At 55.2% G+C, this 24,401-nt stretch carries 23 protein-coding genes; 13 read left to right on the top strand and 10 right to left on the bottom strand.

The genetic code is table 11. The features are described from left to right. Nucleotides 1–5: 5 nt before the first annotated feature. Both pdeM and ACP9M6_RS12985 read right to left on the bottom strand, forming a co-directional pair. On the bottom strand, nt 6–701 hold the full coding sequence (gene pdeM / locus ACP9M6_RS12990; RefSeq protein ID WP_427451766.1) for a ligase-associated DNA damage response endonuclease PdeM: 696 nt from the start codon (nt 699–701) through the stop codon (nt 6–8). Then, complete coding sequence (locus ACP9M6_RS12985; protein WP_427451764.1) at nt 670–3,168, bottom strand: ligase-associated DNA damage response DEXH box helicase; 2,499 nt, start codon at nt 3,166–3,168, stop codon at nt 670–672. The genes pdeM and ACP9M6_RS12985 overlap by 32 nt, the downstream gene beginning before the upstream one ends. Nucleotides 3,169–3,271: 103 nt before the next feature. Here ACP9M6_RS12985 and ACP9M6_RS12980 point away from each other — a divergent pair, with 103 nt between their 5' ends. The 5 genes from ACP9M6_RS12980 (at nt 3,272) to ACP9M6_RS12960 (ending at nt 9,094) form a co-directional block, all read left to right on the top strand. After that, entirely contained in the window at nt 3,272–4,018 is a 747-nt protein-coding gene (locus ACP9M6_RS12980) for an SDR family oxidoreductase (RefSeq protein ID WP_427451762.1), read from the top strand. Nucleotide 4,019: 1 nt separating this feature from the next. Then, entirely contained in the window at nt 4,020–5,048 is a 1,029-nt protein-coding gene (locus ACP9M6_RS12975) for a ligase-associated DNA damage response exonuclease (RefSeq protein WP_427451760.1), read from the top strand. Between the two features lie 148 nt (nt 5,049–5,196). Further along, nucleotides 5,197–6,786 carry a cisplatin damage response ATP-dependent DNA ligase gene (locus ACP9M6_RS12970; RefSeq protein WP_427451759.1) on the top strand — a complete coding sequence of 530 codons (1,590 nt, stop codon included), beginning with the start codon at nt 5,197–5,199 and terminating at the stop codon, nt 6,784–6,786. Between the two features lie 20 nt (nt 6,787–6,806). Then, a complete protein-coding gene (locus ACP9M6_RS12965; protein WP_427451756.1) occupies nt 6,807–8,249 on the top strand; it encodes a flavin-containing monooxygenase in 1,443 nt (480 codons plus the stop codon). Then, the gene (locus ACP9M6_RS12960) at nt 8,246–9,094 is read left to right on the top strand and encodes an alpha/beta hydrolase fold domain-containing protein (protein ID WP_427451753.1); all 849 of its coding nucleotides are present in this window, start codon (nt 8,246–8,248) and stop codon (nt 9,092–9,094) included. The genes ACP9M6_RS12965 and ACP9M6_RS12960 overlap by 4 nt, the downstream gene beginning before the upstream one ends. Here ACP9M6_RS12960 and ACP9M6_RS12955 read toward each other — a convergent pair. Continuing rightward, nucleotides 9,091–9,837, bottom strand: coding sequence for an HpcH/HpaI aldolase family protein (locus ACP9M6_RS12955; protein ID WP_427451751.1), 747 nt, complete (start codon nt 9,835–9,837; stop codon nt 9,091–9,093). The genes ACP9M6_RS12960 and ACP9M6_RS12955 overlap by 4 nt on opposite strands. A gap of 88 nt (nt 9,838–9,925) precedes the next feature. Here ACP9M6_RS12955 and ACP9M6_RS12950 point away from each other — a divergent pair, with 88 nt between their 5' ends. Continuing rightward, nucleotides 9,926–11,461 carry an acyl-CoA synthetase gene (locus ACP9M6_RS12950; protein ID WP_427451749.1) on the top strand — a complete coding sequence of 512 codons (1,536 nt, stop codon included), beginning with the start codon at nt 9,926–9,928 and terminating at the stop codon, nt 11,459–11,461. 34 nt (nt 11,462–11,495) lie between these two features. Further along, nucleotides 11,496–12,368, top strand: coding sequence for a hypothetical protein (locus ACP9M6_RS12945; protein ID WP_427451746.1), 873 nt, complete (start codon nt 11,496–11,498; stop codon nt 12,366–12,368). Between the two features lie 15 nt (nt 12,369–12,383). Here ACP9M6_RS12945 and ACP9M6_RS12940 read toward each other — a convergent pair whose 3' ends face one another. After that, on the bottom strand, nt 12,384–12,992 hold the full coding sequence (locus ACP9M6_RS12940) for a metal-dependent phosphohydrolase (RefSeq protein WP_427451743.1): 609 nt from the start codon (nt 12,990–12,992) through the stop codon (nt 12,384–12,386). A gap of 169 nt (nt 12,993–13,161) precedes the next feature. Between ACP9M6_RS12940 and ACP9M6_RS12935 the strand changes: the two genes are divergently transcribed. Next, on the top strand, nt 13,162–15,222 hold the full coding sequence (locus ACP9M6_RS12935) for a protein-disulfide reductase DsbD family protein (RefSeq protein WP_427451740.1): 2,061 nt from the start codon (nt 13,162–13,164) through the stop codon (nt 15,220–15,222). 55 nt (nt 15,223–15,277) lie between these two features. After that, nucleotides 15,278–15,895: a redoxin domain-containing protein gene (locus tag ACP9M6_RS12930; RefSeq protein ID WP_427451738.1), complete on the top strand. Its 618-nt coding sequence runs from the start codon at nt 15,278–15,280 to the stop codon at nt 15,893–15,895. A 114-nt stretch (nt 15,896–16,009) separates the two neighbouring features. On the opposite strand, the gene ACP9M6_RS12925 is transcribed toward ACP9M6_RS12930, so the two are convergent. The 6 genes from ACP9M6_RS12925 to ACP9M6_RS12900 form a co-directional block, all read right to left on the bottom strand. Continuing rightward, complete coding sequence (locus ACP9M6_RS12925) at nt 16,010–16,441, bottom strand: acyl-CoA thioesterase (protein ID WP_427451736.1); 432 nt, start codon at nt 16,439–16,441, stop codon at nt 16,010–16,012. Nucleotides 16,442–16,444: 3 nt separating this feature from the next. Further along, nucleotides 16,445–16,819 carry an SdpI family protein gene (locus ACP9M6_RS12920; protein ID WP_427451733.1) on the bottom strand — a complete coding sequence of 125 codons (375 nt, stop codon included), beginning with the start codon at nt 16,817–16,819 and terminating at the stop codon, nt 16,445–16,447. 18 nt (nt 16,820–16,837) lie between these two features. Continuing rightward, nucleotides 16,838–17,968: an iron-containing alcohol dehydrogenase gene (locus tag ACP9M6_RS12915; RefSeq protein WP_427451732.1), complete on the bottom strand. Its 1,131-nt coding sequence runs from the start codon at nt 17,966–17,968 to the stop codon at nt 16,838–16,840. Between the two features lie 54 nt (nt 17,969–18,022). Next, nucleotides 18,023–18,640 (bottom strand): LysE family translocator, encoded by a 618-nt coding sequence (locus ACP9M6_RS12910; protein WP_427451731.1) that lies wholly within the window; start codon nt 18,638–18,640, stop codon nt 18,023–18,025. A 163-nt stretch (nt 18,641–18,803) separates the two neighbouring features. Beyond that, entirely contained in the window at nt 18,804–19,775 is a 972-nt protein-coding gene (locus ACP9M6_RS12905; protein WP_427451726.1) for an NADPH:quinone oxidoreductase family protein, read from the bottom strand. Further along, a complete protein-coding gene (locus ACP9M6_RS12900; protein WP_427451724.1) occupies nt 19,772–20,578 on the bottom strand; it encodes an enoyl-CoA hydratase/isomerase family protein in 807 nt (268 codons plus the stop codon). Before ACP9M6_RS12900 ends, ACP9M6_RS12905 begins: the two co-directional genes overlap by 4 nt. A 94-nt stretch (nt 20,579–20,672) precedes the next feature. Here ACP9M6_RS12900 and ACP9M6_RS12895 point away from each other — a divergent pair, with 94 nt between their 5' ends. The 4 genes from ACP9M6_RS12895 to ACP9M6_RS12880 are packed head-to-tail and all read left to right on the top strand — an operon-like array spanning nt 20,673 to nt 24,329. Next, nucleotides 20,673–21,848 carry an acetyl-CoA C-acyltransferase gene (locus ACP9M6_RS12895; protein ID WP_427451723.1) on the top strand — a complete coding sequence of 392 codons (1,176 nt, stop codon included), beginning with the start codon at nt 20,673–20,675 and terminating at the stop codon, nt 21,846–21,848. A 48-nt stretch (nt 21,849–21,896) separates the two neighbouring features. Continuing rightward, a complete protein-coding gene (locus tag ACP9M6_RS12890; RefSeq protein WP_427451720.1) occupies nt 21,897–22,208 on the top strand; it encodes a hypothetical protein in 312 nt (103 codons plus the stop codon). Between the two features lie 5 nt (nt 22,209–22,213). Then, the gene (locus tag ACP9M6_RS12885) at nt 22,214–23,131 is read left to right on the top strand and encodes an SDR family NAD(P)-dependent oxidoreductase (protein WP_427451719.1); all 918 of its coding nucleotides are present in this window, start codon (nt 22,214–22,216) and stop codon (nt 23,129–23,131) included. A 22-nt stretch (nt 23,132–23,153) separates the two neighbouring features. Further along, nucleotides 23,154–24,329 (top strand): acyl-CoA dehydrogenase family protein, encoded by a 1,176-nt coding sequence (locus ACP9M6_RS12880; RefSeq protein WP_427451717.1) that lies wholly within the window; start codon nt 23,154–23,156, stop codon nt 24,327–24,329. The last annotated feature ends 72 nt before the right edge of the window (nt 24,330–24,401 follow it).

Below are 24,401 nucleotides of genomic sequence, written 5' to 3'. Positions count from 1 at the left end.
AAGCTTCAGATGACGGCGCCGTCAAAGCGGTAAATCCGGTCCTTGCGCACCATGTGATAGCGATGCGCGCCGGGCAGGGCGGATTTGAACGCGATGTCTTCGACATCCAAGCCGCCCGTGAACGTGCCGAAGCTCGGCAGAATGATCCGCTCCTCGGAAACGGCGAAACAGGGGCCGGAGACCTTTCCGCGTCCCGTATTGACGCGCAGTTTGGGGTGGTAATGGCCGCAAAGGTTCACGCCGTCCGGTCCGGGATCGTGCGGGTGATGGGTCAGGAGGAACCCGCCAACCTGCGCGTGGTCCTCGCGCGGCCCGCGGACACAATCCGGAATGTCCGGGTCATGGTTGCCAAGGACCCAGATGAAGGTTTCGACGCTATCGACAATCGCGTTGAGAAGGTCGCAATCCGTCTCGCTGAACCGTTGGTCGGCGTCAATATCGTGAAAGGAGTCCCCCAATGCGACAACGGTCTTGGGCGCGTAATCCGCGACCAGTCCCGCCAAACGGTGCAGGCTGTCCCGCGTGTCATAGGTCGGCAGCGGCGCATGGCCGTTCATCTGGAGGAAGCTCGCTTTTTCGAAATGGAGGTCCGCGACGCAGAGCGTATCATGGTCCAGCAGCATCAGGCCCTTGCGCGCATCACAGGCCGTCACGCCCGCGCGTGTTCTTTCAATCAGGGCTGTCTGCTTTTGCGGCGACATAGTCGGCTACGGTCTCCAATAGGTCTTCGCCGTAAGATAGGCTGCGGTCCGAAGCGCGGGCGAGCAAGGCGTCTTTCGCCTCGCCGTCTACGACATTCTTGCTGACCTGAATCATCGCGGGAATAGAGAGCGGGGAGGCATGGGGCAAGACCTCGTACTGTATCTGGCCCTGCACCTCTTCCAGCCAGCGTTGCAGGCGCGGCAGGTCCAGCAGGTCGCGTTCCGCCTCGGTCCGCGCGATTTGGAGGAGGATGTGGTCCGGCTCATATTTGTGAAGGACATCATAAATGAGATCGGTTGAGAAGGTCACGGATTTCATCGACCGCTGCGCCCCAGGCAGGCGTTGTTCCGTCAGGCCGGCAATGGTCGCGATTTTGCGAAAAGACTTCTTGACCATCGGCGCTTGGACCACCCAATCGTCAAATTCTTTGTCGAGAATGTCTTCGGTCAGCAGGGCGGCAACATCTTCGACAGGTTCTAGGGAGGAGATGCAGAGCGCATAATCCGTGATGACGAAACTGACGGGTTTCAACCGCGCACTCTCCATCCGGCGTGTCAGGAGGAGGCCCAGCGTGTTGTTGACGGGGCGGCCCTCAAATGTGTGGAGGACAAGATTGAACGTGCCTTGGTTCCAGCTTTTCTTGTCGAAAAATCCTTCGGCGAGGAGACCTGTCGCAGGCGGGAGAGCGGAATATTTGGCTTGCAATTCCAGCCAGTCCTGAACCTGTTCGGGCAGGAACCGCCAATAATGTTCATCGGCGAGAAAGCGGCGGACCCCGTCCGCCAGATAGGTCGAGAGCGGCATGGCTCCGCCCGCATAGGCGGGGACTTTCGGGCGGTCCTTACGTTTCACGGGACTGGCCTCCACGGCCATTTCCCGCACGCCGCGAAAGCGCAGGATTTCGCCGCCAAACATGAAGGTGTCACCGGGGATGAGGGGCATGACGAACCGTTCCTCGATCTCGCCAATATTGCGCCCCCGCTTTGAGGCCGCATTGGGAAAGCGTCGGACCTTCAGCTTGGCATATTCGACGATGGTGCCAATGTTCATGCGGTGCCGCCGTGCCTGTTGCGGACTGGCGATTTTGTAACCGCGCGAAGTCGGTTTCAGGCGGTGGAAGCGTTCATAGGTTTTGAGGGCATAACCGCCATCGACCGCGAAATTCAGGAGGGCATCGAAATTGGCCTTGCTCATATCGCGGTAAGGATAGGCACTGCGGATCTCGTTGAGCGTCTGGCGTTTTTTTAGCGGGGCCGAACAGGCGCGGTTGACGAGATATTGGATGGCGACATCCATCGCGCCGGGGCGGAACGGGTCGCCATCGCGGTGGCCGTCCTCAATCGCCTCAATCGCGACGGCGCATTCAATCGCCTCCATCGGGTTGCAGGGGACGAGTGTGGCTTTTGACGGCTCATCCATGCGGTGATTGGACCGCCCGATCCGTTGGAGCAGGCGGGACACGCCCTTGGGCGCACCGACTTGCAGGATGGCATCAACGTCGCCCCAGTCGATGCCCATCTCAAGGGCGGAAGTCGAGACGACCGCTCGCATCGCACCGCTGGCAATCGCGTTCTCCGTCTTCTGCCGCCGTTCGCGGGAGAGGCTGCCGTGATAGAGCCCGATGGAGAGGTTGTCGTCATTGATCTGCCAGAGCGATTGGAACATCAATTCGGCTTGGGCGCGGGTGTTGACGAACACGATAACGGAGTTGGAGGCTTTGATCGTCTCGTAAATATCGGCCACGGCGAAGCGCGCATTATGCCCGCCCAATGGCATGCGTTTGTCTTCCGGCACGAGGATGTCGAGCTCAGGCGGGGTGTCGCCGACGACTTCGATTAGGTCTGCGGGCGATCCCGTCGGGCCGAGCCATTTGGCGGATTCGGACGGGCTGGCCACGGTGGCGGAGAGACCGAAGCGGACGTGGCCGGGTGCAAGGCTCTTCAGCCGCGCCATCGCCAGCGCCGTGAAATCGCCACGCTTACCCGTCGAAAAACTGTGCATTTCGTCCACGACGACGCATTTCAGATCGGCGAAATAGTCCGCTGCATTATCGTAAGACAGCAACAGCATCAGGCTTTCCGGCGTCGTCAGCAGGATGTCCGGCGGAGATTTGCGCTGCTTCGTCCGGACGTGGGATTTTGTGTCGCCCGTGCGCACGCCAACTTTGATGGGCAGGCCGATCTGTCCGATCGGTTTCATCAGATTGCGTTCGATATCGTTAGTCAGGGCGCGCAAGGGCGAGATGTAGATTGTGTGAAGTTTAGGTGTTGCTCCCGTAGGTTTCGCGTGGAGATCAATTAGCGATGGCAACAGCCCCGCCAATGTCTTCCCACCGCCCGTTGGCGCGATCAGCAATGTATCCCGCCCTGCGCCAAACGCCTCCACCATGTCGCGCTGATAATCGCGCACGGTCCAGCCTTGGTCGAAAAACCAGTCTTGGAAAATGGACGGGACGGGAGAGGTCATGATGTATCTACGCGCGAGGGTGGATTTGGTTATCGTTTAAATTTTGGAACAGCCCGCCCTCCGGTTCGTAGGTACTCCATACAAGACTCAAGAGGAGATTATTATGAGCGAACGGTTCAAAGGTAAAACGGTACTCATCACGGGCGGCACATCCGGTATCGGTCTGGCGACGGCCAAACGCATTGTCGCAGAAGGCGGCGATGTCGCGGTCACAGGCACGACGCAGGAAAATCTGGACGCGGCGGGTCGCGCCCTGCCAAGTTCCGCACTCGTCTTGCGCAATGACTCCTCCAGCCTGGAAGACATTGCGGAGTTGGAAGAGAAGATTGCCGAGATGGGCAAAGGTCTGGACGGCCTGTTCCTGAATGCGGGTTACGGCAAATTCCGCCCCGTCGAGAAAGTCGACGCGGAGTTTTTCGATCATATGAATAATGTGAATGTCCGCGGCCCGATGTTGCAGATGGCGGCCCTCAAGAAACATCTGAATGAAGGGGCAGGCGTGCTGCTGACCTCTTCCGTTGCGCCCTTTCTCGGCGGACCCGAGGCGGCGGTTTACGCTGCGACGAAATCTTCGCTCGCAACCTTCACGCGGTCCTTTGCCCGTGACCTCGCCCCGGAGAAAATTCGGGTCAATGCCATCGGTCCAGGTCCAATCTCGACGGGTTTCTTTGGTGATGTAACGCCTGAAGAGGAAAAGGAACTCAAGGCACATCATTCCAAAATGGTCCCGCTCGGACGGTTCGGTGAATCGGAAGAAGTCGCTGCGGTTGCATGCTTCCTCTTATCCGAAGAAGCGTCCTATGTGACGGGGTCCGAATATATGGTCGATGGTGGTATGACCCTCCGCTAGGATGACCTCCGACCCTGAGACATGGATGCAGGTGCGGGAGGCGGGGCTCTACTGTGTCCCCGCCGACGCCTATATTGATCCGATAACCGACGCCGTCCCGCGCGCCATCATCACGCATGGTCACGCCGATCATGCGCGGGCGGGTCACGGTCACGTTTGGGCGACGCCCGAAACCATCGCGATTATGAAGACGCGCTATTACCTCACGGAAGAAACGGGTGAGACAGAACTGACATATGGCCAGCGGCATGATCTCGGCAATGGCGTGACGCTCTGGTTTGCGAGTGCGGGGCACATTCTCGGCTCCGCACAGGCCGTCCTCGAATATCAGGGCAAACGCGTCGTTGCGGCGGGGGATTTCAAACGTCATCCCGACCCGACCTGCGCGCCGTTCGAAGTCGTCCCCTGCGATGTGTTCATTACCGAAGCAACCTTCGCGCTGCCCGTCTTCCAGCACCCCCCGCTGGAAGTCGAAGTCGACAAGCTCATGCGGTCCATGGCGGCCCTGCCGGACCGCACGCATATTGTCGGGGTCTACGCACTCGGCAAATGTCAGCGGGTGATGAAGACCTTGCGCCTCGCGGGGTATGAACATCCGTTTTATATTCACGGCGCGTTGAAGCGGTTGACCGAACTCTATGAGAGCTACGGACAGGATTTCGGAGACTGGGAACTTGTCTCCGAAATTCCGCGCAAGGACAAACACGTCTTCCAAGGCAAAATCGTCCTCTGTCCACCCGCGCAGATCAATGATCGCTGGTCCCGTCGCTTCGAAGGTCCGCTTCCAACGGTGGCCTCAGGCTGGATGCAAATCCGCGCCCGCGCCCGTCAGAAGCGGGCGGAAATGGCCTTGGTCGTGAGTGATCACGCGGATTGGGGCGATCTCATTCGGACCTGTAAGGAGACGGGCGCACAGGATGTCTGGATTACCCATGGTCGTGTGGAAGCGCTGGAATATGCGCTGAAAAAGGAGGGGATTAACGCGAAGGGGTTGAATCTGATTGGGATGGATGAGGAGGTGGGGGAGTGAGCCTTTTCTCAAATGTCATCCCGCACGCAGCGAAGCGCAGATGCGGGACCTATCGTATATTAACTCAAGCCGGCGCTCTGCAAACGTTAGGTCCCGCATCTGCGGGCTTCGCCCTTGTGCGGGATGACAGTTTGGAGAACCAGACAGCATGAAAGCCTTTTCACAACTCCTCGACGATCTCTATTTCACCAATTCCACCCTCGCCAAGGAAACGATTCTCGCGAATTATCTTCGCGCGACGGCTGATCCAGATCGGGGTTGGGCGCTCGCAGCCATCGCGGGAACACTCTCTTTTGACCTTTTCAAGCGGAACCTTATCAAGACCTTGATGATGGAGCGGATGGATCCATTTTTGTTTGATCTCTCGCGGCATTATGTCGGCGAAATGAGCGAGACCGTCGCGTTGGCTTGGCCGCAATCGCCAGACCCCGTGCGGCTCAACCGCCTGCCGGACCTCCACGAAGTCATTGCGGAATTTCAGTCGCGGTCAAAGCCTGAGATCCGAGACTATTTAATTACACTGCTCGACAATATGGCCCCCGCACAGCGCTGGGCCTTGCTAAAGCTCGGGACGCGCGGCTTGCGCATTGGCATGTCGGCGCGGACCGTTAAAAAGACCCTCGCGAATATGGCCGGGGTCGAGGTCGGCGTGATTGAGGAACTCTGGCACGGGCTGGAGCCGCCCTATGAGACCCTCTTCGCCTGGATTGACGGCGAGGCGGAGATGCCAGATATTTCCAAGGTTCTGACCTATTCGCCCGTCATGCTGGCCCATCCGATTGACGAGGAAAAAGACTTGGATCGCCTCTCGCCGAAGACCCATCAGGCCGAATGGAAATGGGACGGTATCCGCGTGCAACTCGCCGCCATGAATGGTGAGGTGAAAGTCTTCTCCCGCACAGGCGATGATGTCAGCCACAGCTTTCCCGATCTCGCGGCAGCGGTAAATTTCGAGGCCGTGCTGGACGGCGAGCTGCTTGTGAAACCCGAAGGAGAGATCGGGTCCTTCAATGAATTGCAACAGCGTTTGGGGAAGAAGAAACCGTCCAAAAAACTGATGACGGACTTTCCGGCGCATCTCATGGCTTACGATATTCTGAGTTTGAACAATCAGTCGCTGCGCGGGGAGACCCTCACGGCGCGACGGGAGATTTTAGCGAAGTTTATTCAGACCCAAAATTCCCCGCGCTTTTCGATTTCCAAAACGCTGGATTGGACCACCATTGATGACCTCCGCGCATTACGGGAAGAGGCGGCGGAGAGTGGCGGTCTGATCGAGGGATTGATGATCAAAGATACGTCCTCGACCTATGTCTCCGGCCGTCCGAAACATATGTGGTACAAGTGGAAACGCGACCCGTTCCTGCTTGATGCCGTCCTGATGTATGCGCAGCGCGGCACGGGGAAACGGTCGAGTTATTATTCCGATTACACCTTTGGCCTCTGGGGGCCGGACGGAACATTGTTGCCAATCGGCAAGGCCTATTTCGGATTTACCGATGAGGAGTTGAAATTGCTGGATAAGTGGATCCGCAATCACAAACTCAAGCGCTTCGGTCCAGTGCAGGAAGTCGAGAAAGAACTCGTCTTCGAGATCGCGTTTGACTCCGCGCAGACCTCCTCCAGCCATAAATCCGGCTATGCCCTGCGTTTCCCACGCATCCACCGAATCCGCTGGGACAAACCTGCAGGAGAGGCCGACAGAATTGAAGCCGTCGCCGCGCTTGTAGGCAAGTAATTTTCCGTTAGGGTCGCGCCATGGGGAAAACACATTTTGAAACAGTCATCATCGGGTCCGGCTTTGGCGGTCTCTGCATGGGCATCAAGCTGAAAGAGGCGGGGCGCGAGGATTTCGTCATCGTCGAGAAGGCCGAAGAGGTCGGCGGGACATGGCGCGAAAATACCTATCCCGGCGCGGAATGCGATATTGCGAGTGCGCTCTATTCCTATTCCTTCGCGCCCAATCCGGCGTGGGATTTTAAGTGGGCGAAGCAGAAACAGATTCATGAATATCAGAGAGGTATTGCGAGAGATTACGGTCTGTATGACCACCTAAAATTTGGGCGAACAGTTATCTCCGCAAGTTTTGCCGACGGAGTTTGGACGACGACATTTCGCGATGGCGAGGTTCTGACAAGTCGCTTTTTAGTCTCCGCCATCGGGCAGCTTCACATTCCGAAAACACCGGAGATTGAAGGCGCAGAAAATTTCGAGGGGGCGAGTTTTCATTCCGCGCAATGGGACAATGATTTCGAAACGGCGGGCAAAAATATCGGCGTCATCGGGAACGCGGCCAGCGCAATCCAGCTTATCCCTGAACTTGCGGAAGTCGCAGACAAGCTGACGGTTTACCACCGCACGCCGAACTGGATTATTCCGAAGAAAGACCGGCCATACTCCAAGCTAGAAAAATGGCTGGGCAAGAAGATTCCGGCACTCGGTAAACTCTATCGGTTCAGTCTTTTTGCGCAGGGCGAATATTTCGTCTGGCGCATCATTCAGGGCAAACCGCTGGCGCGTAAATTTGGTGAGGTTTGGGTGAAATCGGGCCTCAAGAAACATATCAAAGACCCTGAATTACGTGCCAAAATGTTGCCGGATTATCCAATGGGGGCGCGGCGCATTTTGCTCTCGGATAAAATCTATCCAGCGTTTGCGCGGGAGAATGTGGAGGTCGTGACCAAGGGGTTAGATCGTTTTACGAAAGATGGGCTTGTCACGAAAGACGGGACCGAACGCCAACATGATCTCGTCGTTTATGCGACGGGGTTTCATACCAATCCATTTCTGAAAGAAATTGACGTGCGAGGTGAGGGCGGTGTCTCGCTCAAGGACCACTGGGCGGAGGGGGCGCAGGCCTATATGGGGACCATGACGGACGGCTTTCCGAACCTATTCATCCTCTATGGTCCCAACACGAATACCGGTCATACCTCGATTATTTACAAGCTGGAAAACCAGATCGGCTATGTCGTCAAACTCATCGAAAAAACTGCGGGCGTCATTGCGGTGAAGCCAGAGGCCGAATCGGAATTTAGCGCGGAAATGCAACGCCGCCTCAAAGACCTCGCCTGGTCGAAAGTAGATGCGAGTTGGTACAAGGTCGGCGATAAAGTCCCGAATAATTGGCCCGGTAGCGCATTGGAGTTCAAGCGCCGTTTTAAAACGCCCGACTGGGAGGCTTACGAGATTACGGAATGACGACATTACGCTATAAAATGCTGGAGACAGTTCTGCGTTTTACGGGGGCGCGGAACTCCATTGCGAAGGCTGTGGCCAAAGGCAATGTGCCCTCTGTGGCACCGCCTATGTCTGTTCGCAAACGCTGGAAGAAGAGCGAATTTCAAGGACGTGATATTTGGACCTGTGAGCCAAAAACTGGCGGCAATGGACGTGTTTATGTTCACCAACATGGCGGGGCCTATGTGATTGGTCTGATCGGATTGCATTATGCGATGTTTACGAAGCTCGCCGATATGTCGGGGACGACGGTTATCCTGCCGGATTATCCCTTGCCGCCGGAAGCTATCGCGGATGAAGTCATCGACTTCGCCAACGCCCATTTCGATACTGTTGTCGCGCAATATGGCGCGGAAAATGTGAAGCTCGGAGGCGACTCAGCGGGTGGCAATCTGGCGCTTGCTATGTGTCAAACGCTGACGCCCGCGCACCCCATCATTTTACTCTCGCCTTGGCTCGATTTGGACATGTCGACCGTGCCGGATGATATTCCGAATGAGGAAGTTCTGTTGGAACCCGTCGGCGCGCGCAAAGCCGCGCATCAATATGCCGGACCGCGCGATCCGAAAGACCCGCTGATCAGTCCGATAAATGCGGAACCGGAAACCCTCCCGGAGATGATGATTTTTACAGGTGAGAAGGACTTGCTTTACACGGACATTATGACCTTCGCGTCAAAAGCCAAAACCGCCGGAAAGCTAAAAAAACTCGCGACCTATGGCGAGTTTGGGCATTACTGGATGTTTTACCCGACCCCGGATCGCGAGAGTACGCTGATAGAGTTGGCGCAGATTTTACGAAGCTAAAACCGCCCGCGCACATCCTCTAAAAATGCGTTTGTGCCGTTAATCATGAAACCTTGCTCGGACCCCAGAAGAAACAGGTTGATCCCCATATTTCGCCATTTCGGCAGTTCTCTTAAATCCGATGTAAAGGTTCCGACCCGACGTCCCCGCGCGACGGCGCGACTCGTGATGTCCTCGACTGTTGCGATGACGTCGGGATGGTTGCGGTCCGTGTGACCCATGGACAGCGTCAGGTCAGACCGCCCAATGAAATAGCAATCAATACCGTCCACTTCTAAAATCGCGTCCAGGTCTTGGACGGCTTCAATATCCTCAATCTGTCCGATGACGACGGTATCCCCACCTGCCAAGCGAACGTGTTCTTCCAGTGTTCGCGTCCCCGCCGCGCGCGTCCCGCCGCAAAACCCGCGGCTTTGTTTATAATCCGACTTTGCGACAATCATCCGCGCATCTTCCGCACTCATCAGGTGCGGCGCGACGAAGCCGCCCGCCCCGCAATCCAATGCGGTCGCGATATGTTCGGCTGACGCGATGGGCAAGCGGACCAGATTTGGCAGGCCCACTGATCGACAGGCCAACACGCAATCCGAAATATCCCGACGGTCAAAGGGGTTGTGCTCGGCATCTATACAGAGAAAGTCGAGCGTCGTCCGACCCAACACTTCGCAGATTGTAGGAGAGGGTGTTTTGAGGAAGGTTCCGACCAATGTCTCACCCTCGGCCAATTTTTGTTTGAAGGTCATGCGGGCCTCATTTTTCGGTTTCACCTTGCAACTCTATCCGGATTTGTCACAACTGTCTCAACGATAAAATATATTCGGGGAAAATGCGATGACGCTTCAGGCCTATGATTGGATTTCGTATCACGCGGCGACAACGCCGCATAAACGCGCGATGTTTGACCTCGCGAGCGGACGGGACTTTTCATATTCGCAGATGAATGATCGTATCGCGCGGGTCGCGGGCATGTTGCGTGAGAACGGGATCAAGCCAGGAGACCGCGTCGCGTTTCTTTGCCTCAACACGACGGATGTGATGGAACTCGTCTTTGGCTGTTGGCGGGTCGGTGCGATTTGTCTGGCGCTGAACTTCCGGCTCACCCCACCGGAGCTCGCTTATATTTTGAATGATTCTGAAGCGTCCATGGTACTCGTCGATGCGCCCTTTGCACCTTTGGCGGAAGCGACAAAAGGCCTGACCGATGTGGCTCACTGGATCGGGACAGACGGCGTCGGCGGAGAGAGCGCATATGAAACCGGGCTCGCAGTGGCCACGCCAATCTATGACTACCATCCGCAATCGCTCGAAGACCAGTGCCTGCTCATGTATTCTTCCGGCACGACCGGATCACCTAAAGGGGTGATTATCACGCACGCGATGCTCGACTTCACCGCCTCTGCCGCTATCCGCCTCGGCGCGTCAGGCCCGTCAGATGTTTCGCTCAACAATATGCCGCTCTTCCATATTGGCGGGCTAAATGTCACGGCGCTGCCCTCCATCTGGATAGGCGGGACCTGCGTCATCATGCGGATGTTTGACCCGGACGCGACGATCAAAGCGATTTCTAACCCTGATCTCGGCATCACGACGATGTTCTGCGTGCCGGCTGCCTATAATGCGATGCGGGCGAGCGCGGAGATGGAAACGGCCGATTTCTCGCGCATATCGCTCGCGCTGTGCGGGGCGGAGACCGTACCCGAGGCCCTCATTCATTGGTGGATGGAACGTGGTATCATTATCCAAGAGGGATACGGGATGACAGAAACGGCAGCGTCCGGCGCGATGCTCCTCAAATCCGATATTCCCGACCGGATCGGCTCTGCCGGACGGCCTCTCATGCATTCGCGGATCAAGATTGTGGATGAGGACGGCAATGAAGTGCCGCGCGGCACGCCGGGCGAAATCTGGTTTAAAGGCCTGTCTGTCACGCCCGGATATTGGCGAAATCCGAAAGCGAATGCGGAGAGCTTCACCGATGGGTGGTTCCATTCCGGCGATATCGGAATCATGGATGAAGATGGCTATATCTCAATCGAGGACCGCGTGAAGGACATGTATATTTCCGGCGGCGAGAACGTCTATCCGGCGGAAATTGAGGGTCTGCTTTACGAGTTAGAACAAGTCGTCGAGGTCGCCGTGATCGGCGTCCCAGATGAGCGCTGGGGCGAGACAGGCTGCGTCTGCGCCGTCGTGAAAGAGGGGGAAGCGTTGTGTCTTGAAGACGTTTTAGGTCATCTCGACGGGCGCCTAGCGAAATATAAACAGCCGGGGCATTTGCACCTGATTAAGGAACTACCGCGCGGCGGCACGGGGAAGGTGTTGAAATTTGAATTGCGCAAGGCTGTGCCGGGGATGTTGGGGTGTTAGAGTGAGTTCTGTTTACCTATTTAACGACTTGAACATGAAATACGGTCGAATTTTCATGTTTCTTGTTCCGTTCTTTCTCACAATAGGCTGCATTCAGCCAGAGGCAAAATCAGGTGTTAAATGCAATTATGAGCAGACTCTTCCTGTCGTTACTAGTTCTACGGAACTAGGTGCGATATTTTTGTTTGGTGAGCGTCACGGCACTAAAGAAGCGCCAAGCTTTGTGGCTAACTTTGCGTGTAAAATAGCCCAAGATACAGAGGAAACAGTAATCGTTTTAATGGAGCTTGGCATACCTGATTCTTTGTCAAACCTTTCGATAGACGCAATACCTGTTCTTGAGGCCCAGTCCTTAATTATTAGGGAGGACGAACGTCATTGGACAGAACTCCATGATGGCAGAACCAGTGTGGCTATGATGGACTCGATTTCAAGATTATTGGCACTACGCGAGCAGGGCTTAAACATCGCAATTGGTACCATTTATCCAGATACTGATATATTATCAAAGTACGGCAATATTGATATTTCATTTGCTGATGAGCAAACAGTAGTAAATCGGTTCTTTTTAGAATCTTTGCAAATCTTGAGACATAAAGAAAAATTCAAGAATGTTGTTGTCTTAAGCGGTAAAAATCACACTAGGAACCATCTCGAGTTTTTTGAAAAAATGGGTGTGGATTACCCCCACTTAGGCTTTGTTCTGGATTCTGGTGGAGGGTCGGAATGGAATTGTAGAAGTCATGGAAAAGGTTGCAAAACTCATCCGGCTCCCACAGCAAGAAGACCTCTCATCAATTCATCTGAAAATGCTTCATTAGTCATATTTGACGACGCAAACGAAATTTTTGATGGTGCTTTCGTTTTCAAAAGAACAACGGCCTCTGCGCCTTTTCTTGACAAGTAATGAACTATTGCTGGCCTATAACGGCATCGGGCTGTCGTGAAAGACCTTCCGCATGAGCGGGATGAAGCTCTCCAAACTATCGGCTTCGAAATCCGGGTCGAAAGCCGGCGCGTCCCATTCATCGACGAGCTTAACCGCGAGGTCATACCACGGCTCATCTTTCCACTGTAGGCGGAGGTCCGTGGGTGCGCCCATATAATGATAGTAATGTTCGCCCTGAAACGCTTGGTGATTGCGGATAACGTGATAGCTGTCATCCGAAATATAAGGCCGCATCATTTCTGCGGCGATGGGGCCGTGGTTCGGGACATTGATGACTTTCGCAATGTCGTGGCAGAGCGCGATGACGATCTGCTCATCCGTGGCGCCGGCGCGACGGGCGAGTGTGCCGCACATCAGGGCGTGTTGCAGTTGGTCACAGGCGAACCCGAGTGTCGCATTTTCGAGCTGTTTGAGCATGTCGATGAAACGGTCTGCGGTCTTGCCGAAATCCTGTTTATGAGCCGCGCCGATCTTTTTCCAATCTTCGAGTGTACCGTCCTGCATGCGCGTAAATTTAGCTTGCTGACTGACGAGAGCCGGGTCGGTTTTAATGACGTCTTCGAGGTTTTGTGCGTCTAACATGGTTTAATCTCCCCCAGTTTTTTTCTCACTCTATCAGAAATTTTTACGGGTCGGCGATTTTTTTCATCGACATGAATATTCAGAAATGAACCTCGCCTATCCACCTCGCGTAAATGCTATTAGATTTGATCAGTGTGTTGTTCTATTTGATCGCCCATTCGGAGATTTTATGCGCGCTTTTGTCCTGATGTTCTTAATTTGGCTTTTGGCTTGGCCGGCTTTCGCAGCCGAATCTGAGCCCGTGGATACAGGTAAAGTCACGGCGTCCATTGTCAGTTCCCATAACAGCGTCGCGCCGGGGCAGGAATTTTACATCGCACTGCGCACAGTGCTGGATGAGGGTTGGCATACCTATTGGCGCAATCCGGGGGATAGCGGAGAACCTGTTCAAATTAATTGGGACTTACCCGAAGGTGTCACAGCCGGAGAGATTAGCTGGCCTATACCGCGCCCCATCCCGACGGGGCCGATTGTCAATTACGGCTTTGAAGGGACGCCACTTTTCCCTGTCAAATTCACGGTCAGTCCGGACGTTGAGCCCGGCACAGACATTACAGTCGTCTCAAACTTTTATTATCTCGTCTGTGCGGATGTTTGCATCCCTGAGGACGGCAGTGTCAGTCTATCCATGATCGTAGGTGAGCCCGTAGAAGACGCGCGGTGGAGCCCTGAGATTGTGGCCGCATTGGCCTCGTCCCCCATTCGCGGGGAGGTGCAGGGCGCAATCCAAAAATCCGGTGACGTCATCGATATCAGCTTCACAGACTTGCCGGACGGTGATTTCTCGAATGCCTATTTCTTCCCCTATGATCAGGGCGTTTTGGGTCACAGCAATCCTCAAACCGTGACGCGCGGTGCGGACGGTCTGCGCCTGTCCGCGATACCGGATTATCTCTGGGAAAACACTCTGCCGGAAACGCTTGAAGGCGTTCTAACCTATGAGGCGGGCGGCGAATTAAAGGGCACAAATATTGCTCTGACTGTCGGGGAAAGCCTGAATATTGGCGCGACCGCCGTCCCAAGGCCCGCAGTCGGCGGGCTCACGGTTTGGACCGCGATTATTGGTGCTATGATTGGCGGGCTCATTCTAAATCTAATGCCCTGTGTTTTTCCGGTGATCTCAATCAAGGCCTTGTCGATTGCCAAAACAGCTCATGGCGAACGGAGTGTCATTCGCCGCGAAGGCTGGCTTTATACGGCGGGTGTGATGGCAACTTTCTTATTGCTCACGATTGTTTTGCTGGCCCTGAAAGCGGGCGGGGCGGAGATCGGATGGGGCTTCCAATTGCAGTCCCCAAAGGTGGTTGCCGGTCTGGCTATTTTGCTGTTCGTGATTGGGTTAAACCTCTTAGGCGTTTTCGAATTTGGCGGTGGTCTGCAAAATACGGGGCAGTCCCTCACACAGAAGTCAGGGGCGGCCGGGTCGTTTTTCACGGGCGCCTTGGCGGTGATCGTTGCCACGCCCTGTACGGCGCCGATGATGGCCGGGGCCGTGGGCTATGCCTTGGCCGCGCCCGCGATTGTGACACTCGCTGTCTTTATGGCGCTGGCCCTTGGATTTGCTCTACCGTTCTTGCTGATCGCCTATGTCCCGGGTCTATTGTCCAAGCTGCCGAAGCCCGGGCCTTGGATGGTGCGGTTTAAAGAAGTTCTATCCTTCCCGATGTTCGCGGCGGCGATCTGGCTTGTCTGGGTGCTGAGTTTGCAGGCGGGTGAAGACGGCGTGCTGGTTGTTTTGTCAGCCATGCTGGCGGTGGCCATCGCCATTTGGTGTTTCAAAAACACGCGTTTGTTTGGAAAAGCGATTGGTGCGCTGGCTGTCTTAGCAGCTATATTCATGCCGCTCTCACTTTCTGGCGCTGGCACGGATGAGGCAGTGGCCGCAGAACTGAAAGCAGAGGCTTGGTCTCCGGCCCGTGTCGAAGAGCTTCAGGCGGAAGGCCGGCCCATCTTTGTGGACTTCACAGCCGCCTGGTGCGTGACCTGTAAGGTCAATGAAAAACTTGTCCTCAATACGTCGAAAGTGCAAGAATTGTTTGAGGAAACGAACACAGCTTTTTTGATCGCGGATTGGACGAATAAGGATGATGTCATCGCCGCAGAGCTGGCAAAATATGACCGGGCGGGCGTGCCGCTCTATCTCGTTTACTCTGACAATTCCGTGAGTCCGGCCATTTTGCCTCAAACCTTGAGCTATAATGTGATAAGGAAAGCTATAGCTGGTGAATAATCCGGCCCGCTTTGACACGCGTAGAAAAGATATCCCTCACATTCAGGAGATTAAAATGTCGATTTCAAAAGTTCTACTTTCAACCCTCGCCGTTTCCGCTCTCGCATTGGCCGCACCGGCCACCGCAAAAATCGCAACAGGATCCAATGTCTCTGACATGACCGTCACGGACTCAAATGGCGTTCAACATAATCTTTCCGACTTTGCCGGCCAGAAAGTCGTCCTCGAATGGACGAATGAAGGCTGCCCCTATGTGAAGAAGCACTACTCCACGAACAACATGCAAAAGACGCAAGCCATGGCGACAGCAGATGGTGCCGTCTGGCTCTCCGTCATTTCAAGTGCTCCCGGCAAGCAGGGCTATAAGTCCCCTGACGAAGCCAATGCCTGGAAAGACGCGCAAGGTGCCGTGTCCACGGCCATCGTCCTAGATCCCGAAGGCGAGATGGGCAAAACTTTTGCCGCGAAAACAACGCCGCATATGTATATTATCGATGAATCGCAAACGCTCGTCTATCAGGGTGCGATTGACGATAACCGTTCCGCTAATCCGGCAACCGTCGAAGGAGCGCAAAACTACGTTCTGGCCGCGATGGATGATTTGAAAGCTGGAAATGCCGTCGCTATATCTGACACGGCGCCTTATGGCTGTTCAGTCAAATATAAGTCATAGACTCAATAAATAAGAAAATTTGCCCGCTGCTGACGATCTGTTTGCAGTGGGTTTTTTATGAGGTGAGTCTTAATGTCGCGCCGGAGATTTTCTTCTCCGGGAGAATGTAACTTATTACTCCGCAAGTCTCTCTAGCGTCTCCCGCATCTTAGCCGAAATTTTTACAGGCCGCCGCGTCTGCTCATCAACATAGACATGCACGAACCTGCCCTGCGCGCTGGCTGTGGTTTCGTCATTCCGGAAGAGACCGATTTCATAGGTCACGCTGGATGACCCGATTTTCGCCGCGCGTAATCCTGCGACGACATCATCCGGAAAACTAATGGCGGAAAAGTAATCGCAAGACGTTCCGACGACGAGGCCTATGACTTTGCTTTTGCCTATCTCCAACAGCTCATTCTCGATCAACCACCGGTTCACAACCGTGTCGAAATAGAAATAATAAACCGAATTATTCACATGCCCATAAACATCATTATCCGCCCAGCGCGTGGGGATCGTGAGGTGGTGCGGGTAGCTGTCGAGGGTGTTGGGGGTCGGTCGCATGGATTAGCCTGAAAATTTCATATTTATAATCAATATGGCGATGACCACAGCGCCTAAAATCATCAGGGTCGATAGACCCAGACTGAGCAGAAGGTTGATGACAGCCGTTCGATTCGCGCGTTTATAAACCCGCTCAATCATCATAATCGAAAGCAGAGCCGCCCCCGTCAGGGACCAGCCTAAAAGGGTATTCGAAGCATACCAGAGATCAGGATTGGTCAAGCTTTCCGGCGTTCTATATCCAATCATGCCATTTGGCGGCGTTTCTCCGGAAAGCAGCGGAATTGCAAGCCACAACGTTATGGCAGGAATCGCATAGGCGAAAATGCGCGCCAGAAATTCGTCTGCTCTGAAATTATCAAAGCCGTTTTTAAACACCGGGTTGCTCCCACAGACTCACAAAATCGTTTCGTAAATTTTCACAACCGCCTCATGAGTCATCTCACGGGCATTGTTCATCAGCAGGCGGTCTTTTGTCATGGCGTCATCTGCCATCATGTGGACGGCGTCCGCTGTGATATTCACCTCGTGTAGGCGCGTCGGGACTTTCGTCTCGGCCTTGATGCGGAGCATTTCATCGACGAGCGACGAGCCGTTTTGTCCCACACCTAAATCGCTCGCGATTTCGGCGTACCAGTGATCGGCCTCAGGCTGATTATATTTCATGACTTCCGTCAGGACGAGCGCATTGGAGAGGCCGTGTGGCACGTGGAAAAACCCGCCGAGCGGATAGGCGAGGGCGTGGACGGCGGCACAGGGCGCATTGGAAAAAGCTTGCCCGGCAATCATCGCGCCCATCAGCATTTCATTGCGGGCGTCGATGTTGGTTGGCTCATTCACGGCCTGCACGATATTGTTTCGCAGCTTGCGTAATGCTGTCAGGGCAAGCGCGTCCGAGATCGGGTTTTTCAGACGGATGGAGGTGTAGGCTTCAATCGCATGGACCATTGCATCAATACCCGTACTCGCGGTGATTGACGCGGGCAGGCCGAGCGTAAGTTCCGCGTCCAGCAGCACGCGGTCCGCGTAGAGTGGGTCGGAAACGACGCCCTTCTTGGCCGTTTTCCCCGTTGTGAGAATGGCGACATTCGTAACCTCAGACCCCGTGCCGGATGTGGTCGGAATTAGGAGGAGCGGCAGGCGAGGGCCCTTGACCTGATCGACGCCATACATGGTCTCCAACGATTGATCCGACCCTGCCAAACAGGCCGCGACCTTCGCCGTATCCATGGGCGATCCGCCGCCAAAGCCGATGACGAGGCCCGCATCAAACAGGCGCATATCATTGGCGATTTGCTGGACGATGCTGTCCGGTGGGTCGGGCACGACCTGATCGTAAATCATGACGTCATATCCCGCATCGGACAGCGCCGCGACGCCCGCGTCCATCAGGCCGAGCTTGCGCACGCCCATATCGGTGACAATCGCGATGCGTTTATTCGTACAAAGCCCCTCGACAAAAAGATCAAGCTTGGCGGCCCCGCCGGGTGCGATACGAATGTCGGAAACGGTTTTGAATATGTGCATATGGGATTCCTCTTAGGCTCTAGCTTGCCGTTGATTTTGAGCGTTGTCCACTTATCAAGCCGCGCGCGTTGACCAACCGAACCAGATTGCCGTGAGCGCCAAAGCCAGCGCGAGTACTCGCCGCACCCAAAGGCTCCGTTTCGGATCGTCCAGAAAACGGTGAAATGTACCCGCAAAGGTGACGATTAAAAGATGCACGACTGTCGCGATCCCGACATAGAGCACGGTCAGACCGAAAATCTCTGACCAATCCGCCTCTCGCGAGGAGAGGAAGGTCGGCAGGACCGTGATGTAGAACAAGGCCGCTTTCGGGTTGAGCAGATTGACCGTCAGACCGTGCCGGAAATAGGTCAAATCGCTGGACGCCGATTCGGCTTTTTGCGGTGAGCTCTCGCCCGCTTCACGCCAACCTTCCCATGCGAGGTAGAGCAAATAAGCAATTCCGCCCCAGCGCAGAATTTGAAACAGAATGGGATTTTGCGTGATAAGAGCCCCCACGCCTGCCGCACTGAGCAGCCCAATAAGTAAGAGCCCAATCGCGATCCCCGCCGTTGTGGCAAACCCATGCCGCCGTCCCTTGGTCGCGCTGATCAGCGCGAGAAAGGCCATATTCGGGCCGGGTGTGAGTTCGATCAGGATAGAGGCAGAGATAAAAGTGAGTAGATTTTCCATCGTGCTGCCGCGTAATTTTTATTCCTGTCATACCGACGCGGTGAAGCCGCCCGGTACCCATTCCGTGAGGCCAGCGAAATAGGCAGATATTCATTTTCACTGCAAATTTCACGACATGGGCACCGGGCGACCCTACTGGCCGCGTCGGTGTGACATCCTAATTTTATTCACCCATCGTCAGAATGACTTTCCCCATCGCCTTGCGGCTCGTCAACTCGTCAAATGCGTCGGCGAATTTCTCTAGCGGGTAGTGATTGCTGATGCGCGGTTTGATCTGGCCTTTTTGCAGCATTTGCATGATCTCGGCGATATTGCCCATATGGGCTTTTGGGTCGCGTTGGGTCCACGCGCCCCAGAACACGCCGCGAATATCGATGGATTTGAGGAGGCAGAGATTGAGCGGGATGCGCGGAATGTCGCCTGCGGCGAAGCCGATAACCATATAACGCCCGCCCCAATTCATCGCGCGGACGCAGGGTTCCGCAAATTTATCGCCGACCGGATCGTAGAGCACGTCTGCGCCGCCTAACTCTTTGATGGCTTTTTTCAGGTCCATATCATTTGAGTAATTGATGCCTTCATCCGCGCCGTGTTCTTTACAGACCGCGAGTTTCTCATCCGTGCTGGCACAGGCAATGACGCGCGCGCCCATGGCTTTGCCGAGTTCGACGGCGGCCAATCCGACACCGCCCGCCGCGCCGAGCACGACGAGCGTTTCGCCCGGTTGCAGGTTCGCACGCTGCTTCAAGGCATAATAGGACGTGCCGTAAACGAGGACCAAGCCCGCAGCGATGTCGAACGGCATATCGCCAATCGGGCCAACCACGGCGACGGGCGCGAGGACTTCGGTCGCAAAGGCCCCGACCTGCCCCAGATAGGCGACGCGGTCGCCAACTTTGAGATGTTTCACATCCTCAGCAACTTCGCTGATCACGCCTGCAGCTTCCCCGCCGGGGATGAAGGGGAAGGGCGGTTGGGCTTGGTATTTGCCTTCTGCGATTAAGATGTCCGGGAAGTTCACGCCTGCCGCTTTTAGTGCAATGCGGACATGGCCGGGTTTCATAGGCGAGGGAGTGACATCCTCGACCGCGTGTTTGTGATAATCTTGGAATTTGTGTACGTTTAAAGCTCTCATTTTTTGTTCCAATTCGGTTTCCGCTTCTCAACAAAGCTCGTTATGCCCTCTTTGCCCTCATCAGACAGCATGCAGTCCGCAAACACATCCGCCGCATGATTCATCATCTCCGCGCCGGATTTATCGCGTGAGGAGAGGATGAGGTGTTTCGTCGCCGCGATGGCCCCGGGGGCGCATTTCATGACGCCGCGTTTTATCTCGGCTTCTTTCTCATCTAATTCGTCGAGGCTGACCACCACGTGGTCGACCAATCCGTAATCCACCGCCTCGCGTCCTGTAAATCTCGCCCCCGTGAGCATAATCCGTCTCGCCATGGGCAGGCCGACCCGCGCCACGACGAAGGGCGCGATTTGGGCGGGCGGAATGCCGATCATGGTCTCGGTCAGGCTGAATTTCGCGTCCTCTGTCGCAACAATCACGTCTCCGCAACACATCAGGCCAAGCCCGCCCGCAATGGCTGCGCCCTCGACGAGGACGATGACGACTTGCGGCATTTCATTCAACGACAGCAGCACATCGCCAATCCCACGATTCATCTTGGCGACTTCGGCTTGCGTCACGCCGGGCGCTTGCATGGCGTTGAAACTTTTCAGGTCCCCGCCCGAGCAGAAAATGTCGTTCTTCCCCCGCAAGGTAATCCCGCGCACGGAACGGTCATCGCGCACGCTGTCCATCACGGCGAGCAATTCCGCGCACATCGCGTCATTGATCGCATTGCGACTTTTCGGGTTATCCAGCCAGATTGTCAGCCAGCCTTCCGCGAGGTCGAGTTGCAATACGGTCGTGTCCGGTAATTTTTGCATAGAGACTTTCATAAACGTCATTTGATTATCGCGCGCAATAGGGCATAACTGAATCATATTCAATTTTCCAAGTCCACCGTTCAGGAGTTCTCCCATGCGCGAAGCCGTCCTCGTCTCTACCGCCCGTACACCGATTGGCCGCGCCTATCGCGGGGCTTTCAACAACACGCCGTCCCCGACACTCGCGGGTCACTGTATCGACCACGCGGTCAAACGCGCCGGGATTGACGGGGCCTTGGTCGAAGACGTCGTTATGGGCTGTGCCTTGCAACAGGGCGTTCAGGTCACGATTGGCCGGAATGCGGTGCTCGCCTCAAACCTGCCCGTGACTGTCCCCGCCATGAGCGTGGATCGTCAGTGTTCCTCCGGCATGGTCGCGATTGGGATTGCCGCGCGCAAGATTATGTGCGGCGAAGTCGACATTGCCATTGGCGGCGGTGTGGACAGCATTTCCATGGTCCAAACGCCGGAAATGCGCGTTGCGCCCGATATGAACGTCATCAAGAAACACCCCAACGCCTATATCCAAATGATCGACACGGCGGAGATTGTGGCGGAACGTTACGGCGTCTCGCGTGAGCGGATGGACGAATACGCGCTGATCTCGCAGCAGCGCACACATGCCGCGCAGGAAGCGGGCGCCTTTGACGACGAAATCGTCCCGCTCGCCTCGACGATGAAAGTCATGAATAAGGAAACGAAAGAAGTGACCGAACATGAGGTCACATTGGAAAAAGACGAGGGCAACCGCCCCGGCACGAATATCGAAGGTCTGAACGGCCTGAAACCTGTGCGCGGTCCGGGGAAAACGATCACGGCGGGCAATGCATCACAGCTTTCCGACGGCGCGTCCGTCTCCGTCCTGATGGATTCCAAGACGGCTGAAAAGCACGGTCTGGAGCCGCTTGGCTATTATCGCGGCATGGCCGTCGCAGGGCTCGAGCCGGATGAAATGGGCATTGGCCCGATCTATGCCGTGCCAAAACTCCTCGCGCAGCATGGTCTGAAAATGGAAGATATCGATCTGTGGGAGCTGAATGAGGCTTTCGCCGTGCAGGTACTCTATTGCGCGGACAAACTCGGCATTCCGATGGAAAAAATGAACGTCAATGGCGGCGCGATTTCTGTGGGCCATCCATATGGGATGAGTGGCGCACGGATGTCTGCGCATGCTTTGATCGAAGGTAAACGTCGGGGTGCGAAATATGTTGTGAGTACGATGTGTATCGGAGGCGGCATGGGCGCGGCTGGGCTTTTTGAAGTTGCTTAGAGCCCGATCTTGCCCCGTTATAAGTGCCTCATTCAAGGTGAGAACTTTTTGATGGACCGTGAAGACGGTGAAACGCTTATGGGGTTTTATACTACACGTTTTGTAAGAGCTACGAATCCAAAAGAAGCCGAGTTGAAATGTCTTCGGCTCCTTAGAAGAAAAGATGAATACGGAAACAAAAGAAATAGTGGGCGTAAAGGATCGGCTAAAGTCTATTTTTTAGATATTACGAAGGCGAAAAGGCAATCTTCGTTTTCATTTGGAAAAGGCAACGTCTTTTTCAGAATGATTGATGTGGATGAAAATGGCGAACATCTTGATGCTTTGGAAATTGAGTTGGAAGCCCACGCAAAATGGTGAAAAACATGAATAAAATTGAATTCGAAAACCGCGTCGCAATCGTCACCGGCGCAGGTGGAGGCCTCGGTCGCTCGCACGCGCTGGCCCTCGCGGCGCGTGGCGTGAAAGTTGTCGTCAACGACCTTGGCGGGTCTGTGGATGGTACAGGCGGCGGCGCGACGATGGCGGAGAATGTCGTCGCAGAAATTATTGCGGCGGGCGGCGAGGCTATGGCCAATGGCGCAAACGTCACCAATGCCGATGAAGTCCAGGCCATGGTCGATGCGACGATTGAGAAATGGGGCAAGGTCGACATCCTCGTCAATAATGCGGGTATCTTGCGCGATAAATCCTTCTCCAAAATGGACGTCGCGGATTGGGATCTGGTCGTCGCGGTTCATCTCAAAGGCTCCATGCTCTGCACGAAAGCTGTCTGGAACCACATGAAGGCGAATGGCTATGGCCGCATCGTCATGACGACATCGTCCTCCGGCATGTATGGCAATTTCGGTCAGACAAATTACGGGGCGGCAAAGGCCGGCCTGTCCGGTTTCATGCGCACGCTCTGCCTTGAGGGCGCGAAATATGACATCCGCGTCAACACGCTCTCGCCAACGGCGCGGTCCCGCATGACGGAAAATCTGATGCCGGAAGAAATTCTAGAAAAGCTGACGGTTGAGTCTGTATCGGCAGGTCTGGTCTATCTCGTGTGCGACGACGCGCCCAATCGCATGATCCTCTGCGCTGGGGCAGGAGGCTATTCCGAAACCAAAGTGTTCGAAACCTCCGGCATCAACCTCGCAGAAGGTGACCAAACGGCGGAAAATGTCGCGAAATTAATCGATAAAATTCGCGACACGTCGGACATGGAAGAATTTACAAATGGCGGGCAACAGGGAGCCAAATTCCTAACCCGCATCCAAAAGGGCGAGTTCCAGAAATAGGGACCCCAACAGGGAGAGTAAGATGACTGACTTAAATACATTTAGAACCGAAGCCCGCACGTGGCTGGAAGACAACTGCCCCGCAGAAATGCGGACCCCGATGAAGGGCGACAAAGATGCCTGTTGGGGTGGTCGGAATTTCACCTTCCAAAGTGAAGCGCAGAAAGTCTGGTTGGAGCGCATGGTCGCGCAAGGGTGGACCGTCCCAACCTGGCCAAAGGAATATGGCGGGGCAGGATTGTCGCGTCAGGAAGAGATTGTTCTCTTGCAGGAAATGAAGCGCATCAATGCGCGAAACCCGCTCTCCTCCTTTGGCATTTGGATGCTTGGGCCGGCCCTGCTGAAATTCGGCACGGAAGAGCAGAAGCTTGAGCATTTACCGCCCATCGCGCGCGGTGAAATCCGTTGGTGTCAGGGATATTCAGAGCCGGGCGCAGGCTCCGATCTCGCCTCACTCAAGACCAAGGCCGAAGACAAGGGCGATCACTATATCGTCAATGGGCAGAAGGTTTGGACATCCTATGCCGACCAAGCCGATTGGATTTTCTGTCTCGTCCGCACGGATAATACGGGCAAGAAACATCACGGCATTTCCTTCGTCCTGTTCGACATGGCGAGTGAGGGTGTGGAAGCGCGTCCGATTAAACTCATTTCCGGCCGGTCGCCATTCTGTGAAACCTTCCTGACGGATGTCAAAGTCCTCAAGAAAAACCTCGTCGGGGAAGAGCATAAGGGTTGGTCCATCGCGAAATATCTCCTGACGCATGAGCGGGAAATGATCGGCAATCAGGAAGGTGTCACACGTCCGCTCCACGAAATCGCGGCAGGGTCACTCGGTCTGACGGATGGCAAGCTCGCCGACCCGATGCTCCGCGCAAAAGTGGCCGAAGCCGAGATTGACGAATGGGCGTTTAACCTGACCATGAAACGTAAATTGGCCGAAGCCAAAGCGGGCGCCTCCCTCGGCGCGGATAGCTCCATGCTGAAATATTACGGCACAGAGCTGAATAAGCGAAAGTTCGAATTGATGATGGATGCAACGGGCCATGAGGGTCTGGAGTGGGAATCGGAACGTTCCAATGACGGCAAGATGGCGCGCAGCTGGCTGCGGACGAAAGGCAATTCCATTGAAGGCGGCACGAGTGAGGTTCAGTTGAACATTATCAGCAAGCATATCCTTCAACTGCCTGGCGCGTAGCGTTAAATCGACGATTGATAATCGTCGATAGCGAAGCGCGGACCGCCTTAATGGTGGTCCGAAAGGCAGGCG

It is taken from the genome of Litorimonas sp. WD9-15 (assembly GCF_050271975.1).
Classification (GTDB): Bacteria; Pseudomonadota; Alphaproteobacteria; order Caulobacterales; family Maricaulaceae; genus Litorimonas.
The sequence above is the reverse complement of the archived record's forward strand: the minus strand, read 5'-3'. Positions and strand labels throughout refer to the sequence as shown.